Source organism: Cytobacillus gottheilii (genome assembly GCF_900166665.1).
Lineage (GTDB): Bacteria > Bacillota > Bacilli > Bacillales > Cytobacillaceae > Cytobacillus > Cytobacillus gottheilii_A.
Window position 1 is genome coordinate 359076 of record NZ_LT800494.1, and the last position, 16764, is coordinate 375839.

Sequence of the window (16764 nt, forward strand, 5' to 3'; positions counted from 1 at the left end):
GACGGATTGACTTAAGACCTCGAGCGGCTAGCCGTTGGAGCTGGACAATAGAAAAGCGGAGGGCGCTTGCTCAGGGGCGACAAGCTTAAGACGAGCCAGGCGAAAGGTCGTACTTTGACCTTTGGACTGGATTGGCTTTAGACCTCGAGCCCCTAGCGCTCGGAGCTGGACAATAGAAAAGCGGAAACGGCTCGCCCAATCAAAGAACGCAGACTAAGTTCGCCACGTCCTGTGGCAACGTCTGCATGACCCACATCCTGTGGGCCGCAAGCTTAAGGCGAGCCGGCTGGAAGGTTGTACTTTAACCTTCTGGACGGATTGACTTAAGACCTCGAGCGGCTAGCCGTTGGAGCTGGACAATAGAAAAGCGGAGGGCGCTTGCTCAGGGGCGACAAGCTTAAGACGAGCCAGGCGAAAGGTCGTACTTTGACCTTTGGACTGGATTGGCTTTAGACCTCGAGCCCCTAGCGCTCGGAGCTGGACAATAGAAAAGCGGAAACGGCTCGCCCAATCAAAGAACGCAGACTAAGTTCGCCACGTCCTGTGGCAACGTCTGCATGACCCACATCCTGTGGGCCGCAAGCTTAAGGCGAGCCGGCTGGAAGGTTGTACTTTAACCTTCTGGACGGATTGACTTAAGACCTCGAGCGGCTAGCCGTTGGAGCTGGACAATAGAAAAGCGGAGGGCGCTTGCTCAGGGGCGACAAGCTTAAGACGAGCCAGGCGAAAGGTCGTACTTTGACCTTTGGACTGGATTGGCTTTAGACCTCGAGCCCCTAGCGCTCGGAGCTGGACAATAGAAAAGCGGAAACGGCTCGCCCAATCAAAGAACGCAGACTAAGTTCGCCACGTCCTGTGGCAACGTCTGCATGACCCACATCCTGTGGGCCGCAAGCTTAAGGCGAGCCGGCTGGAAGGTTGTACTTTAACCTTCTGGACGGATTGACTTAAGACCTCGAGCGGCTAGCCGTTGGAGCTGGACAATAGAAAAGCGGAGGGCGCTTGCTCAGGGGCGACAAGCTTAAGACGAGCCAGGCGAAAGGTCGTACTTTGACCTTTGGACTGGATTGGCTTTAGACCTCGAGCCCCTAGCGCTCGGAGCTGGACAATAGAAAAGCGGAAACGGCTCGCCCAATCAAAGAACGCAGACTAAGTTCGCCACGTCCTGTGGCAACGTCTGCATGACCCACATCCTGTGGGCCGCAAGCTTAAGGCGAGCCGGCTGGAAGGTTGTACTTTAACCTTCTGGACGGATTGACTTAAGACCTCGAGCGGCTAGCCGTTGGAGCTGGACAATAGAAAAGCGGAGGGCGCTTGCTCAGGGGCGACAAGCTTAAGACGAGCCAGGCGAAAGGTCGTACTTTGACCTTTGGACTGGATTGGCTTTAGACCTCGAGCCCCTAGCGCTCGGAGCTGGACAATAGAAAAGCGGAAACGGCTCGCCCAATCAAAGAACGCAGACTAAGTTCGCCACGTCCTGTGGCAACGTCTGCATGACCCACATCCTGTGGGCCGCAAGCTTAAGGCGAGCCGGCTGGAAGGTTGTACTTTAACCTTCTGGACGGATTGACTTAAGACCTCGAGCGGCTAGCCGTTGGAGCTGGACAATAGAAAAGCGGAGGGCGCTTGCTCAGGGGCGACAAGCTTAAGACGAGCCAGGCGAAAGGTCGTACTTTGACCTTTGGACTGGATTGGCTTAAGACCTCGAGCCCCTAGCGCCCGCAGCTGGACAATAGAAAAGCGGAGGGCGCTTGCCCAGGGGCGACAAGCTTAAGACGAGCCAGGCGAAAGGTCGTACTTTGACCTTTGGACTGGATTGGCTTAAGACCTCGAGCCCCTAGCGCTCGGAGCTGGACAATAGAAAAGCGGAAACGGCTCGCCCAGTTTGCCAATAGAAGAAATAAGCATTATTAAGATTATATTGAAGTAGAAGTGCAGCCTAGATTTTATCTCTTACACAGTCAATATAGGAATTGGATGAAATAAAGGGTGTTGATAAAATGAAGAAAAGACAGGTGCAGGCTTCCGTAAAAGATGAGCGCCTAGTTAAGAAGCGGCGCGATCAGATGATTAAAGGGGCGGTTACCCTTTTTATCCAAAAAGGATTTCATCGAACGACAACACGGGAAATTGCAAAAGCAGCCGGATTTAGCATTGGTACTTTATACGAATATATTCGTACTAAGGAAGATGTCCTTTATCTTGTCTGTGATAGTATTTACGATCAAGTGCGGGAGAGGCTGTATGAAGGGCTCGATACAAAAAAAGGAACGCTTGAAAGCTTGAGGCAAGGAATATCGGATTATTTCAAAGTAGTGGACGAAATGCAGGATGAAGTACTCGTAATGTATCAGGAAGTGAAATCCTTATCAAAAGATGCTTTGCCATATGTTTTGAAAAAAGAGCTCGAAATGGTCGCTATGTTTGAGCATGTGGTCACACTTTGTGTGGAAAATGGCGAGCTGAACCTGAGCTCAGAGCAAGTTCAAATGATTGCTCATAACATTTTCGTTCAAGGACAGATGTGGGCATTCCGCAGGTGGACATTGCAGAAAACATATAGTTTAGAGGAATATATTCAGCTGCAGACTGAACTTCTTTTCCAAGGAATTCAAGGCACCATGATTCCTGCAGGTCCGGAGAACAAAGCGCCTAACTAACTGAAAAATGGCAGAATACACACTGTCGATTGCAAAAGGTCTGCGGCAGCCTGAACGCAGACCTTTCTCCATAATGGTGACTTTTCTGACAAATATTATTATACATTGGGATACAATATCCTTTATAATGAATTTGATTGAATTCTGGATTGAATTTCACGGATTTTGATATTCAGGATGTGAGCAGTTGAGACAGATTATTTGGTTTAGTGCGATTATATGTTTTATCATCTTCTTTACATTATTATATCGGTGGCAGCTAGGCGCAATCCCGTTTTTTATGTTAGCCATTTACTTTAGCCGGCTTGCCTATAAACAAATGAAGACAGGCGGAAATGGATAAGAACTGATCCTGGCCTGTCTTTTATTTTGTTTTCTAAAAGAGGTAATTTATGAAGGCTCTTTTCTAAGCGATTGTTGTTTTAATAATCACTTTTTAAAGGGACATTTAGTAATATGTCTGTTTGATTGAAACGAAAGAGTGAGAGACTCAGCACCCGCCCAGCCGGAAAGCGAGTACTTGAAGCGGAAATCTTTGTACATCAATATAAAAGCAACAAAGTTGGCGAAAACAGCCTTAATGAAAAAATAGCCAAAAAGAAGAAACGAAAAGATATAACTAGCATAAACCCTTAAAATTTGTTTATAATGAAGAATATGCCTTCACTGGCTATAAAAAGCAGTGAACAAAAGGGTTTACAGATATAATCGGCTTGCATAAAGCGTTACATAGTGAAAGGAAGTGCTAACATGGCTTTAAAGGGATTCACAAAAGAAAATTTGCAGGAAATGTCTTTAATTGAAATTGCCTATGAAATCTTAAAAGAAAAGAAAGAACCAGCTGCATTTAATGATATCATGAAAGAAGTGAAGGGACTTTTAGGACTGACAGATGAACAAGTTAGAACGAAAATCTCTCAGTTTTATACAGACATGAATATCGATGGCCGCTTTATTGGTCTGGGAGATAATCGCTGGGGACTTCGCACCTGGTATCCTGTTGATCAGTACGAAGAAGAAGTTGTCACAGTTATTAAGCCTAAGAAGAAAAAGGCGAAGAAAACAGCTGATGATGATCTTGAACTGGAAGATTATGATGAGCTGGATGAAGAAGATATTGATTATGATGATATCGAAGATTACGATGATCTCGATGATGACGATGACGATGATGATGACGACGATCTTCTTGATGATGACCTGGATGAATTTGAAGAAGAAGACGATGATCTCATTGAGGATCTTGATGAAGAAGAAGACGATGATGATGATGATGATCTTGAAGAAGAAGACGATGAGAATTTATAATCTTGACTTTTTTATACAAGGTATGTAGAATCATTTTTGGGCTCCTTAAAAAAGGAACGATAAATGATACGCATATAGCGCTCCCTTACTTGAAAATAGTAAGTGGAGCGTTTTTTGTTTTTTCTGCGGAAGTGTCTAATTCATTGATAATGGTTTGGCTGAAAGTGAGTGAGATACAAGACCACGCGTAAACACTAGATCGGGCAGTAAAATCTATACAGTCATCTCCCTCTAAAAGCAACAAAGTTTACAAAAACAGCCTTAAAGAAAGAAAAAATTGCACAAACTGTATTGAAGGGGGAAAAGTAAATGACAAAATATATTTTTGTTACAGGCGGAGTTGTATCATCATTAGGAAAGGGTATTGTAGCAGCTTCACTTGGCCGGCTATTGAAAAATAGAGGCATGAGCGTTACTATTCAAAAGTTTGACCCATACATTAACGTTGACCCGGGAACGATGAGTCCTTATCAGCACGGAGAAGTATATGTTACAGGTGATGGAGCTGAAACAGATCTAGACTTAGGACACTATGAGCGTTTTGTTGATATCAATTTGACAAAATACAGCTCTGTTACGACAGGAAAGATATATTCCACTGTTATAAGAAAAGAACGCCGTGGAGACTATAATGGCGGCACTGTACAAGTAATTCCACATATTACGAATGAAATTAAAGAAAAAGTGTTCCGAGCTGGCCATGAAACGAATTCAGATGTCGTTATTACTGAAATCGGCGGAACGGTAGGAGATATTGAATCTCTTCCTTTCCTTGAAGCAATTCGCCAAATTAAGAGCGATATTGGCCGTGATAATGTCATGTATATCCACTGTACGCTTGTTCCTTATATTAAAGCGGCGGGTGAAATGAAAACAAAGCCTACACAGCATAGTGTAAAGGAATTAAGAAGCCTTGGTATTCAGCCTAATGTCGTTGTAGTCAGAACGGAAATGCCTATTTCCCAAGAAATGAAGGACAAGCTTGCTCTGTTCTGTGATATTGATAAAGAAGCAGTTATTGAGTGCCAAGACGCGGAAACATTATATTCAGTACCGCTGGCATTGCAGGCACAGAATCTTGATCAAATCGTCTGTCAGCATCTTAAGCTTGATTGCAAGGAAGCAGATATGACGGAATGGAAGCAGCTCGTTGATAAAGTCCTGCATTTATCGAAAAAGACAAAGATTGCGCTTGTAGGAAAGTATGTTGAACTGCAGGATGCATATATTTCGGTTGTTGAAGCATTAAAGCACGCGGGTTATGCTCATGATGCAGATATTGATGTGAAATGGATTAACTCAGAAAATGTTACAGCTGAAAATGTTTCTGAGCTGTTAAGTGATGCTGATGGTATTTTAGTGCCGGGTGGATTTGGAGACCGGGGAATTGAAGGGAAGATTCACGCGATTCAATATGCCCGTGAACAAAAGAAGCCATTCTTAGGCATTTGTCTCGGCATGCAGCTTGCATCCATCGAATTTGCCCGTAACGTATTAGGACTTGAAGGGGCTCACTCTGCTGAAATTAATCCAGAGACAAAACATCCAATTATCGATCTATTGCCAGAACAAAAGGATATTGAAGATTTGGGCGGAACCTTGCGTCTTGGCCTGCAGGCTTGTAAGCTTGAGGAAGATACGCTTGCTTTTAATGCCTATCAAGATGAAGTTGTTTATGAGCGTCATCGCCATCGTTATGAGTTTAACAACCATTATCGCCAAGAGATGGAAAGAGCAGGTTTTGTCTTCTCTGGTACTAGCCCAGACGGAAGACTTGTTGAAATCATCGAAGTAAAAGATCACCCATGGTTTGTTGCTTCACAATTCCACCCTGAATTCATCTCAAGACCAACACGCCCTCAGCCGCTTTTCCGCGACTTTATTGGTGCGTCCCTTAAACTGGGTGAATAATTCTATAAAATGCGGAGAAAACATTACGTTTTCTCCGCATTTTTTGTCATTTAATAATCCGCCATGATTTCATCTAAAGTAAATTTAATTCCATGATAGGCAAATAGAGCGGCTATGGCAGAAGGATAGCCATAGCGATTTCCCTCATCATCCGGCAGAAGTCCTTTGGAAAGCTGTAGAGATATATATACATCAGCTAGATCCTTAAGCGTTTCACCTGTTCCGCCCTGAACATTGGCACATATAGCCACGAACGGGATGTACCGTTCCGATAGTGCCCGTGCAAGCTTCAATGCTTCTTCATCATTTCCGCTGCGCGCAGCGATTAAAAATCGGTCCGTATCATGAATATGACTAAGATCCATTTCAGAAGACCAAATCTTCGAATTCTGCAGAGGCTCTGCCCCTTCTGTCGCCTCATAAGCAATGGCTTTCATTTCGTGAGTGCTATATATATAGATGGTACCTGCTCCTGCAGCTGCTTGAGCCAGCAGCCTTGCACCGTCTTCAATGGTCTCAAGTTCTTTTTCCTGCAGACGGTTAAAGACACCTGTCAGCTGTGTAGAAAACATTTTTAACAAAAGAAATTCCTCCTTCTAAACGGTAAGATAAGTCTTAATTATAGTAAAACAAGTGGAAAAGGTGAAATTAAAGATGCGAAATTAAGATTAAGGCAGGAATTATCATTCAATAAGGAGAATTTTACAAGATAGATTGGGCGCATGCTACATTTTTACATAGTTTTTACAAGCTCTCAAAAAATATATTCAATGAGGTGGCTATTTTGAAAGGGAAGATATTAATTGTCGATGATCAGTTTGGCATCCGCATTTTGCTGAACGAAGTATTACAGAAAGAAGGCTATGAAACATTTCAAGCTGCCAATGGAGTTCAAGCTCTTGATATTGTAGCAAATCATTCACCTGACCTGGTTCTGTTAGATATGAAAATTCCAGGAATGGACGGGATTGAAATCTTAAAAAGAATGCGCGTAGATAACCAGGAAATCCGTGTGATCATCATGACAGCATATGGAGAATTGGACATGATTCAGGAGGCGAAGGATCTAGGAGCTCTTACACATTTTGCAAAGCCTTTTGACATTGATGACATAAGAGCAGCTGTAAAAAAATACCTTCCAGTTCCACGATAAGCATGTTTTTCCAATGGTAACGCTTGCTTTATGACAGTTTATAAAATTGCAATGGATTAATAGCAATTCCTTGTCCATTTTGGTATGATACAAATGAATTCCAAAGATCGCTTCAGGTTCTCTGCTACATAATCAGCAGCATGATAGGGTAAACTTAAATGCAGTTAACCTGTATGAACAAGCGATCATTATTAAGGAGGAAGTATAATGCCTTTAGTTTCTATGACTGACATGCTGAATAAAGCAAAAGCGGAAGGTTATGCAGTAGGTCAATTTAATTTAAACAATCTTGAGTTCACTCAAGCGATTCTTCAAGCAGCTGAAGAAGAAAAATCTCCTGTTATCTTAGGAGTATCGGAAGGCGCAGCACGTTATATGGGCGGCTTCAAAACAGTTGTAAAAATGGTAGAAGGACTTCTTGAGGATTATAAAGTTACTGTCCCAGTTGCCATTCATTTAGATCATGGTTCAAGCTTTGACAAGTGTAAAGAAGCAATTGATGCTGGTTTCACTTCTGTTATGATCGATGCATCACACCACCCATTCGAAGAAAACATTGAAACAACTACAAAAGTTGTTGAATATGCACATTCAAAAGGTGTTTCTGTAGAAGCAGAGCTTGGAACAGTAGGCGGACAGGAAGATGATGTCGTTGCTGACGGTGTTATTTATGCTGATGCTAAAGAATGTGACGAGCTTGTAAAGCGCACTGGCATTGATTGCCTTGCTCCAGCATTAGGTTCTGTACATGGCCCTTACAAAGGAGAACCAAACCTTGGTTTCGCTGAAATGGAAGAAATCGGTGCTATGACTGGTGTTCCTCTAGTATTACACGGTGGAACTGGAATTCCAACGAAGGACATCCAAAGATCCATCTCTCTTGGAACTGCAAAAATTAACGTAAACACAGAAAACCAAATTGCATCTGCAAAACGCGTTCGCGAAGTACTTGCTGCGGATAGTGAAGTATACGATCCACGCAAATACTTAGGACCTGCACGTGAAGCGATTAAAGAAACAGTAATCGGCAAAATGCGTGAATTTGGTTCATCTGCAAAAGCATAATTGAATCTTCAATGAAACCGCCTTTACGAAAAGGCGGTTTCCCTTCATTATAAAAAGGTTATCTTCCTTAATGCACAATCGTTTAGAACAGACAGAAACCTCTTCATCCTCTCTTTTCAATTCAATATACATAAGAAAAAAAGAGAGACGGAGAAAAGATCTTTACATGCAACAATCTTTTGTTCATAAAATGGGTACGGTATGAAAACAGGGAGGGATAGAAATGAAATTTTTTATTGATACAGCTAATATGGAAGAGATTAAAGAGGCACACGCTCTAGGGATTATTGCAGGGGTAACAACAAACCCTTCACTCGTAGCAAAGGAAAAAAATGTTTCTTTCCATGATCGCTTGAAGGAGATCACAGAGCTAGTAGACGGATCAGTCAGTGCAGAAGTAATTGCTCTTGATGCTGAAGGCATGATTAAAGAAGGAAAAGAGCTTGCAGCTATTGCTCCAAATATTACGGTTAAAGTTCCGATGACTCGAGAAGGCCTTAAAGCAGTCCATGCTTTTTCAAAAGAAGGCATTAAGACAAACGTAACGCTTATTTTTAGTGCTAATCAGGCATTACTTGCTGCAAGAGCAGGTGCTACATATGTTTCTCCATTCTTAGGAAGATTAGATGATATCGGTCATAATGGCCTTGATTTAATTTCTACCATCGCTGAAATATTTGCTATTCATGATATTGACTCTGAGATTATTGCAGCTTCTATACGACACCCTCAGCATGTAACTGATGCTGCTTTACGCGGAGCGCATATTGCCACAATTCCTTACAATGTGATTCAGCAGCTTTTCAAACACCCATTAACAGACAAAGGAATCGAAGCCTTTCTAGCAGACTGGAATACTCGCTCTGAATAACAGCTTTTCATATTTTCATTGTTTTAAGGCGCTTTTTTAAAAGCTAACTGTTCTTAAACGTAATATTTAAAAAAATGTGCCTGTAGATTGGAACGGAGTAGCGCAAGACTTCAGCTGGATAAGTGGAGAGATGAGACCACGCAGAAGCGTTGGCGACGAGGAGGCTCAGCAACCGCCTGAGGAAAGCGAGTACTCTGGATTACAAATCAGAACACTAAAGCAAAAAAACCTAAATTATACAAAAAGCATTATTTGTTGCTGAATAAAGTGATTTGATAATTTAGTCAGTAATTAACTCACTATTCGAAATATAACCACTTTTTTAATAGCGGTATATGACTGGTAAATTTTCGTGTAAACTGTAGTGTAAGGATAGGCCGGATTTGATATGGCTGCATATCATGAAAACTGTTTAAGTGAGGACATGCCTGTCCATAGAATAACTGCAATTGCATCTCTTGCATTGACATACCAGGCAAAAGAAGGGAGATCATAATGGAAAAGCTTATGATTGCAGGCGGTAGTCCATTAAAAGGAACGGTCAGAATTAGCGGAGCAAAAAATAGTGCCGTCGCCTTAATACCCGCAACGATTTTAGCAGAATCGCCTGTAACGATTGAAGGTTTGCCGGATATTTCTGATGTTCAGATTTTAAAAGGACTTCTTGAAGAAATTGGCGGGGAAGTCAGTTTTGAGAATAACGATATGACTGTTGATCCATCTTCAATGATTTCCATGCCATTGCCAAATGGAAAGGTGAAAAAATTAAGAGCTTCCTATTATTTAATGGGAGCAATGCTCGGACGCTTTAAAAAAGCAGTAATAGGCCTGCCAGGAGGCTGCCATCTTGGTCCGCGTCCAATTGATCAGCATATCAAAGGTTTTGAAGCTTTAGGTGCACATGTGACCAACGAACAAGGTGCGATCTACTTGCGTGCTGACGAACTGCGTGGTGCAAGGATCTATTTGGACGTAGTTAGTGTAGGAGCGACCATCAATATTATGCTTGCTGCAGTTCGGGCTAAGGGAAGAACGGTTATTGAAAATGCCGCAAAAGAGCCAGAGATTATTGATGTAGCAACACTTCTAACCAATATGGGCGCCAAAATTAAGGGAGCAGGTACAGATGTCATCCGAATTGACGGAGTCGACAATCTCAATGGCTGCAGACATACAATCATTCCGGACCGGATTGAAGCAGGCACTTATATGATTCTTGGTGCAGCGGCTGGAGATGGAGTGCTCATTGATAATGTGATTCCGCATCACTTAGAGTCTTTGATCGCAAAGCTCAGAGAAATGGGCGTTCAAATTGAAGCAAATGATGAGCAAGTATTCGTGGGACCAGCAGAAAAAATGAAAGCGGTTGATATAAAAACGCTTGTTTATCCTGGTTTCCCAACAGATTTGCAGCAGCCATTTACGTCTCTTTTAACGGCGGCAGATGGAACGAGCATGGTGACAGATACTATTTATGGAGCTCGCTTTAAACATATTGATGAACTACGAAGAATGAATGCAAATATCAAGGTTGAAGGACGCTCAGCCATCATTAATGGCTCTGTAAAGCTTCAGGGAGCAAAAGTGAAGGCTAGTGATCTAAGGGCTGGCGCATCTTTAGTCATTGCTGGACTTATGGCAGAAGGTGTAACAGAGGTAACGGGACTTGAGCATATTGATCGTGGTTATAGTCATCTTGTGGACAAGCTGTGTGGACTTGGAGCAACGATTTGGCGTGAGAAACTAACAAAAGAAGAGATTGAGCAGCTTAATAATGCGTGAATAAAAAGAGAAATGTCTTGAACTGGGGAGGAACAAGGGATGGAAAGAAGCTTATCAATGGAACTGGTCCGAGTTACTGAAGGTGCTGCACTTGCATCAGCACGCTGGATGGGAAGAGGCAAAAAGGATGAAGCCGATGATGCGGCTACATCTGCTATGAGAGACGTGTTTGATACCGTGCCAATGAAAGGGACGGTCGTAATCGGTGAAGGGGAAATGGACGAAGCTCCAATGCTTTATATTGGTGAAAAGCTTGGAACTGGCTATGGTCCCCGTGTAGATGTGGCAGTTGATCCGTTGGAAGGAACAAATATCGTAGCTTCTGGCGGCTGGAATGCCCTTGCTGTTTTAGCTGTTGCAGACCATGGGAATTTGCTGCATGCCCCTGACATGTATATGGATAAGATTGCTGTTGGCCCAGAAGCAGTTGGCCAAATTGATATTAATGCTTCCGTTCTAGATAACTTAAAGGCTGTTGCCAGGGCGAAAAATAAAGACATTGAGGATGTTGTAGCAACGGTTTTAAACAGAGAACGCCACGCTCACATTATTAACGAACTGCGGGAAGCTGGTGCAAGAATCAAGTTAATCAATGACGGCGATGTGGCTGGTGCCATTAATACAGCCTTTGATCATACAGGTGTTGATATTTTATTCGGATCCGGCGGTGCGCCAGAAGGTGTTATAGCCGCAGTCGCATTGAAAAGCTTAGGCGGAGAAATTCAAGGCAAGCTGCTTCCTCAGAATGATGCGGAATTGGAACGCTGTTTAAAAATGGGACTTGATGTAAATAATGTACTTTTAATGGAGGACCTTGTAAGAGGGGATGACGCCATTTTTGCTGCTACAGGTGTAACAGATGGAGAATTGCTTCGAGGAGTCCAATTTAAAGGCTCATACGGTTCTACTCATTCCGTTGTCATGCGGGCTAAATCAGGAACAGTCCGTTTTATTGAAGGTCAGCATAGTTTGAAAAAGAAGCCAAACCTGGTTATTAGATAATAAAGTTTATATCACTTTTATTGGGGAACTGGACATATACAGTTTCCCCTGCTTTTTCTCTTACATTCAGAAGAAATGAGCAACGCAGAAGAATACCCGACTGTAGCTCATTTTGGTATGTATTAAAAATACAACTAAGGCTCAGTCTGTGTCCTTTTAGGACTTACTATTCGGCAAGTTTCTTTACTTTTCAAAAAAGAAATCCTTAATAAATAGCACAAAGCCTCTGTTTAAAAATATTGTCAGGATCGCCAATCAGCTCGGTCCTTCAATCCTTCAATAATAAATACAAAAAAATACAGTTGATTAACAATGAACGTAAAGGGTAAAATAGAGATTGTTTTACGGGAACCCTCCAATGCAGTCCGTGCTGCGGTGAACTCTCAAATAGAATCAAGGATTCTTCAATAACTTCTAGAAACCTCATGCTTACTTATCTTTCCTTATTTAAAATGATTCAGTCCATAAAACCGTATAGGGAAAATGATTGAAAATTCAAAAGAGTGGTGTTGTTTGATGGGATTAAATATATCGAGTTTAGAGAATATGAAATTAAAAGAGCTTTATGAGCTTGCCCGTGAATATAAAGTTTCTTATTATAGCAAATTATCAAAGAAAGAGCTGATTTTTGCCATTTTAAAAGCAAGAGCAGAGCAAGAAGGCTATTTCTTCATGGAAGGTATTCTGGAAATTATCCAATCGGAAGGCTTCGGTTTTTTAAGACCAATTAATTATTCTCCGAGTTCAGAGGATATCTACATTTCTGCATCTCAAATTCGTCGTTTTGACTTGAGAAATGGAGATAAAGTTTCAGGAAAGGTGCGTCCGCCAAAGGAAAATGAGCGTTATTTTGGTCTGCTGCAAGTAGAAGCAGTTAATGATGACGATCCAGAGACGGCAAAGGAGCGCGTGCATTTTCCAGGTCTGACACCATTGTATCCAAATCGTCTAATGAATCTGGAAACGACGACAAGACATACTTCTACACGTATTATGGACCTTTTGGCTCCAGTGGGCTTTGGACAGCGTGGATTAATCGTTGCCCCGCCTAAAGCTGGTAAAACAATGCTGTTAAAAGAGATTGCCAACAGCATTACAACAAATCATCCGGAAGCAGAATTAATTGTTCTTTTAATAGACGAGCGTCCAGAGGAAGTAACCGATATCGAACGCTCTGTTGCAGGTGACGTTGTCAGCTCCACTTTCGATGAAGTCCCGGAAAATCATATTAAAGTGGCAGAACTAGTGCTTGAGCGTGCGATGCGTCTAGTTGAACATAAGCGTGATGTGGTCATTCTCATGGACAGTATTACAAGGCTTGCTCGTGCTTATAACCTTGTTATTCCGCCAAGCGGAAGAACCTTATCAGGTGGTATTGACCCGGCTGCTTTCCATCGTCCTAAACGGTTCTTCGGTGCAGCCCGTAATATTGAAGAAGGTGGAAGTTTAACCATTTTAGCTACAGCACTTGTAGATACAGGCTCACGTATGGATGATGTTATTTATGAGGAATTTAAGGGAACAGGAAATATGGAACTGCATCTGGATCGTGCCCTTGCAGAAAGAAGAATTTTCCCTGCCATCGATATTCGCCGTTCAGGTACAAGAAAAGAAGAGCTGCTTATTAAAAAAGAACATCTTGATATGCTTTGGGCGATCCGCAAGTCAATGTCCGACGCACCAGATTTTGCCGATAAATTCATGCGCAAGCTAAAGCAGACAAAATCCAACGAAGAGTTTTATGCAAATCTTGCTGAAGAAATGAAGGCCAAGCGTTCGCAGTCATAAGACCTGTTTATCATTTGTTTGGTCTTATTTAAAAAATGGTTTTGGACAAGTTTCCGGTTTGACAAAAGGTTAGTTGATTGGAGCAGAAGCTGCGGGAGTGGATAGGTGGACCCCGCAGAAGCGTAAGCGACGAGAAGGCTTAGCACCCACCCCGCGGAAAGCGAGCATCCTGGAGTGTAAATCAACTTCTACTAAGAGCATGTAATCAGTTTTTGAAATTAGTTGTAAAATGACATTTGCAAAAATGGATTGTACTTGTTATAATAATTCCAGTGCGTTTTTAATTTACGGTTTATCCGTAACATATAACTCTGTCTCAGCATGATTCAGGGCGGAAGGAGATGAAAAGAATGAAATCAGGAATTCATCCTAACTATAAAAAAGCAATGGTGAAATGTGCATGCGGTAATGAATTCGAAACGGGTTCTGTAAATGAAGAAATCCGCGTAGAAACTTGCTCTGAGTGCCACCCATTCTATACTGGACGTCAAAAATTCGCTGAAGCTGGCGGACGTGTTGATCGTTTCAATAAAAAATACGGCATTAAGAAATAATAAACATAACAACACAAAAACAGGCAAGTTTTCTTTCTTGCCTGTTTTTTATTGCAATAATACTACTTATAACTACTTATAAGACTGATTTTACCTTGTCATCGCTGTATTTGGCATGCAGATGAGGCTGTAGGAAGGAGATGCCGTTTGTGTATGTAATGAAACATCATGGGTGGGTGGAAGTAATTTGCGGCAGTATGTTTTCTGGTAAATCTGAGGAATTAATCAGCCGTGTCAGACGCTCTCAGTTTGCAAAACAAAAAATTGCTGTCTTCAAACCGCAAATAGATAACAGGTATAGTGAGGAAGCTGTTGTATCACATGACGGCTCATCCGTTATTGCAAAACCGATTGCTCATTCAACTGAAATTTTTCAAAACATCACTTCTGATATTGAAGTGATTGCTATAGATGAAGTTCAATTTTTTGACGATGAGATTGTCAATGTCATTCAGCATCTGGCTAATAGTGGACATCGAGTGATTGCTGCAGGTTTAGATCAAGATTTCCGCGGCGAGCCTTTTGGAGTGATGCCGCACTTGATGTCTATTGCTGAGCTAGTCACAAAGCTTCAAGCTGTTTGTGCCGTTTGTGGTTCACCAGCCAGCAGAACACAGCGGCTCATCAACGGCGAACCAGCTTCATATGATGACCCAATTATTCTTGTTGGCGCATCTGAAGCGTATGAGCCTCGCTGCAGACATCATCATCAAGTGCCGAAATCGCCTAATACGTTAAAAAATTCAGCTGAAACCAAAACATTATCTTAAAGCCAAACTGTCTGGACATGTCCCAGACAGTTTTTTTATACTTTTAGAAAGTAGTAAAAGGCACCATTCCTAATTTTGGATTGAGCAAGAATAGTCTCAAGGGACATCCTAATAGCAGGAGGTGTTAGCATGAGAGGGTTCTTCATTATACTTTCTGCTGCTTTTTTTATGGCAGGATGTGCTCAAAATGGGACACAAAATGAGGTTCAAAATACACGCAGCCTTTATGGTGAAAATGAGACCAGAAATGGAACAACATTTCTTTCGAATTCCCCAAATGAATGGGAAGAACAAATCCATCGTACACGGGAGCACACGATGTACGAACAAAATCCCAACTTTTTAAATTTAGATGGCAATGCAGTGGATCAGCCTGATGATATCAACCATGCCAAAGAAACGGTTGAAGCAGAAGGCTTCCAAGCGGGACGAGTGTGGATAAATGGGGAAAAGCTGTGGGTAACCGCTTATCGTAATAACAGGATGAATCAGCAAGGGAAAATAGATGCAGAAGCACATTTGCATAAAGCACTTGTAAAGGCCCTGCCGCGATATGACATAGAAGTCCAAGTGCAAGAAGAGCGGTAAGAAGGTTTTAACTAGAATAAAAAGAGGATGGGACATAAGTAGTTAACACACTCATAGAACCGAATGGTTAGGAAGTTATCTTTCTAATCATTCGGTTTTTTTATTTATGATTATAATATATTTTATTAACAGGAGTGAAATGGAGCGGAGGACCCTCGACTCCTGTGGGCAATAGAGGAAAAGGTGAGACCCCGCAGAAGCTTTGCTTCGAGGAGGCTCAGCTTCCTCCCTACGGAAAGCGAGGGTCCGAAGCGCAATGGAACGGGCTTGTTTAAACACCCAAACTAAGATAGTGAATATTCGTGTATTAGAAATATTAATTTCGTTTTGTCCCAGCCTTCTTTAAATTATGCGGCTTTCTTTTTTAATGATGGTTTAGAAACAGATACATAGCTTTGCAGGGCCATACCAATCATTACGAGCAGCATGCCGGATAGGGAAATCGGTGTTGGAAAGGCTGCGGATAAAAACAGGATTTCCCCTGCAAGAGCAAACATGACTTCCATAGACTGGGTAGCTTCGACAGCTCCTAGCTTTTGCATATCATGTTTAACAAGATCTGTTGCAGCAAAAAATAGAACTGTTGCAAATACTCCAGAAAATAGCGCAACAAGACCTGATTGCGTTACTTGAGCAGTACTTGGAATTCCGGATGTGACAAAGCCAATAACCGCCAGGATAATCCATAGAGGCATACTTGCGATTGTCATGCCAAGCACACGCTGATAGGCGTTCAATCTGTCTTCGCTAACTTCCATCATTTTTCGATTACCAAGCGGGTAAGCAAAAGAGGCAATCACAATTGGAATAATGCAGAGCAGCATTTCTTCAATAGAAATACTTGAAGCGTGATCCCATTGCATAATCGCGACACCCGCCAAAATAATGAGACTCATGGATAGGGCGCGATACGGAATCCTGCCTTGCACCTGTATCGTTCCATTGGGTGTTGTGACCTTTTCATAAAAAAGCGGAGCAAGGAGAGAACCGGAAATAATCGTAATTTGCCATGTGCTTGCAATAAGCCAGCCAGGACCATAGGCTGCTGCAAAACAGAGGGGAGCATAGAATAATCCAAAGCCGATGGTGCTCCAGAGCATCCATTTTCCTGGAGCTTTTTTTAATTCAGTGAAAATCGGTTTAAACTTCCCTCGAAAAGAAACAATAATAACAAGAAGCGGAATCATAAAAAAATAGCGGAGTGACGCACTCCAGAGCCAACTCCCTCCATCCATTTCCATTGAGCGATTCAGCACAAATGTAAAAGCAAAGAAAAAAGCTGACAATACCCCAAGCAGTAAAGCCTTCATTG

Annotated in this window: 15 protein-coding genes; 13 read left to right on the forward strand and 2 right to left on the reverse strand. The window is 42.2% G+C overall.

What is annotated here, in order from left to right:
• The first annotated feature begins 2000 nt into the window (after window positions 1-2000).
• The 4 genes from B7E07_RS01960 to B7E07_RS01970 all read left to right on the forward strand — a co-directional run bounded on the left by B7E07_RS01960 (window position 2001) and on the right by B7E07_RS01970 (window position 5879).
• The gene (locus tag B7E07_RS01960) at window positions 2001-2660 is read left to right on the forward strand and encodes a TetR/AcrR family transcriptional regulator (RefSeq protein WP_080843811.1); all 660 of its coding nucleotides are present in this window, start codon (window positions 2001-2003) and stop codon (window positions 2658-2660) included.
• A gap of 187 nt (window positions 2661-2847) precedes the next feature.
• On the forward strand, window positions 2848-3003 hold the full coding sequence (locus tag B7E07_RS23435) for a hypothetical protein (RefSeq protein ID WP_176215087.1): 156 nt from the start codon (window positions 2848-2850) through the stop codon (window positions 3001-3003).
• 407 nt (window positions 3004-3410) lie between these two features.
• Entirely contained in the window at window positions 3411-3968 is a 558-nt protein-coding gene (gene rpoE, locus B7E07_RS01965) for a DNA-directed RNA polymerase subunit delta (RefSeq protein WP_080843812.1), read from the forward strand.
• Between the two features lie 309 nt (window positions 3969-4277).
• Window positions 4278-5879: a CTP synthase gene (locus B7E07_RS01970; protein ID WP_080843813.1), complete on the forward strand. Its 1602-nt coding sequence runs from the start codon at window positions 4278-4280 to the stop codon at window positions 5877-5879.
• A 50-nt stretch (window positions 5880-5929) separates the two neighbouring features.
• On the opposite strand, the gene B7E07_RS01975 is transcribed toward B7E07_RS01970, so the two are convergent.
• Window positions 5930-6460 (reverse strand): DUF2529 family protein, encoded by a 531-nt coding sequence (locus B7E07_RS01975; RefSeq protein WP_080843814.1) that lies wholly within the window; start codon window positions 6458-6460, stop codon window positions 5930-5932.
• Between the two features lie 203 nt (window positions 6461-6663).
• On the opposite strand from B7E07_RS01975, the gene B7E07_RS01980 reads away from it, so the two are divergent.
• The 9 genes from B7E07_RS01980 to B7E07_RS02020 all read left to right on the forward strand — a co-directional run bounded on the left by B7E07_RS01980 (window position 6664) and on the right by B7E07_RS02020 (window position 15452).
• Complete coding sequence (locus B7E07_RS01980) at window positions 6664-7032, forward strand: response regulator (RefSeq protein ID WP_080843815.1); 369 nt, start codon at window positions 6664-6666, stop codon at window positions 7030-7032.
• A 207-nt stretch (window positions 7033-7239) separates the two neighbouring features.
• The gene (locus B7E07_RS01985) at window positions 7240-8097 is read left to right on the forward strand and encodes a class II fructose-bisphosphate aldolase (RefSeq protein ID WP_080843816.1); all 858 of its coding nucleotides are present in this window, start codon (window positions 7240-7242) and stop codon (window positions 8095-8097) included.
• A gap of 223 nt (window positions 8098-8320) precedes the next feature.
• A complete protein-coding gene (fsa, locus tag B7E07_RS01990) occupies window positions 8321-8968 on the forward strand; it encodes a fructose-6-phosphate aldolase (protein WP_080843817.1) in 648 nt (215 codons plus the stop codon).
• A gap of 495 nt (window positions 8969-9463) precedes the next feature.
• On the forward strand, window positions 9464-10750 hold the full coding sequence (locus tag B7E07_RS01995; protein ID WP_080843818.1) for a UDP-N-acetylglucosamine 1-carboxyvinyltransferase: 1287 nt from the start codon (window positions 9464-9466) through the stop codon (window positions 10748-10750).
• A 39-nt stretch (window positions 10751-10789) separates the two neighbouring features.
• Window positions 10790-11752 carry a class II fructose-bisphosphatase gene (glpX, locus tag B7E07_RS02000; protein ID WP_080843819.1) on the forward strand — a complete coding sequence of 321 codons (963 nt, stop codon included), beginning with the start codon at window positions 10790-10792 and terminating at the stop codon, window positions 11750-11752.
• Window positions 11753-12268: 516 nt separating this feature from the next.
• Window positions 12269-13540, forward strand: coding sequence for a transcription termination factor Rho (gene rho, locus B7E07_RS02005; RefSeq protein ID WP_080843820.1), 1272 nt, complete (start codon window positions 12269-12271; stop codon window positions 13538-13540).
• 350 nt (window positions 13541-13890) lie between these two features.
• Window positions 13891-14094, forward strand: coding sequence for a 50S ribosomal protein L31 (gene rpmE / locus B7E07_RS02010; protein WP_080843821.1), 204 nt, complete (start codon window positions 13891-13893; stop codon window positions 14092-14094).
• A 149-nt stretch (window positions 14095-14243) separates the two neighbouring features.
• Window positions 14244-14864 carry a thymidine kinase gene (locus tag B7E07_RS02015; protein ID WP_080843822.1) on the forward strand — a complete coding sequence of 207 codons (621 nt, stop codon included), beginning with the start codon at window positions 14244-14246 and terminating at the stop codon, window positions 14862-14864.
• A 168-nt stretch (window positions 14865-15032) separates the two neighbouring features.
• Entirely contained in the window at window positions 15033-15452 is a 420-nt protein-coding gene (locus B7E07_RS02020) for a hypothetical protein (RefSeq protein WP_257391374.1), read from the forward strand.
• 347 nt (window positions 15453-15799) lie between these two features.
• Here the strand turns inward: B7E07_RS02020 and B7E07_RS02025 are convergent, their stop codons facing one another.
• Window positions 15800-16762, reverse strand: coding sequence for a DMT family transporter (locus tag B7E07_RS02025; protein ID WP_080843824.1), 963 nt, complete (start codon window positions 16760-16762; stop codon window positions 15800-15802).
• Window positions 16763-16764: the final 2 nt, after the last annotated feature.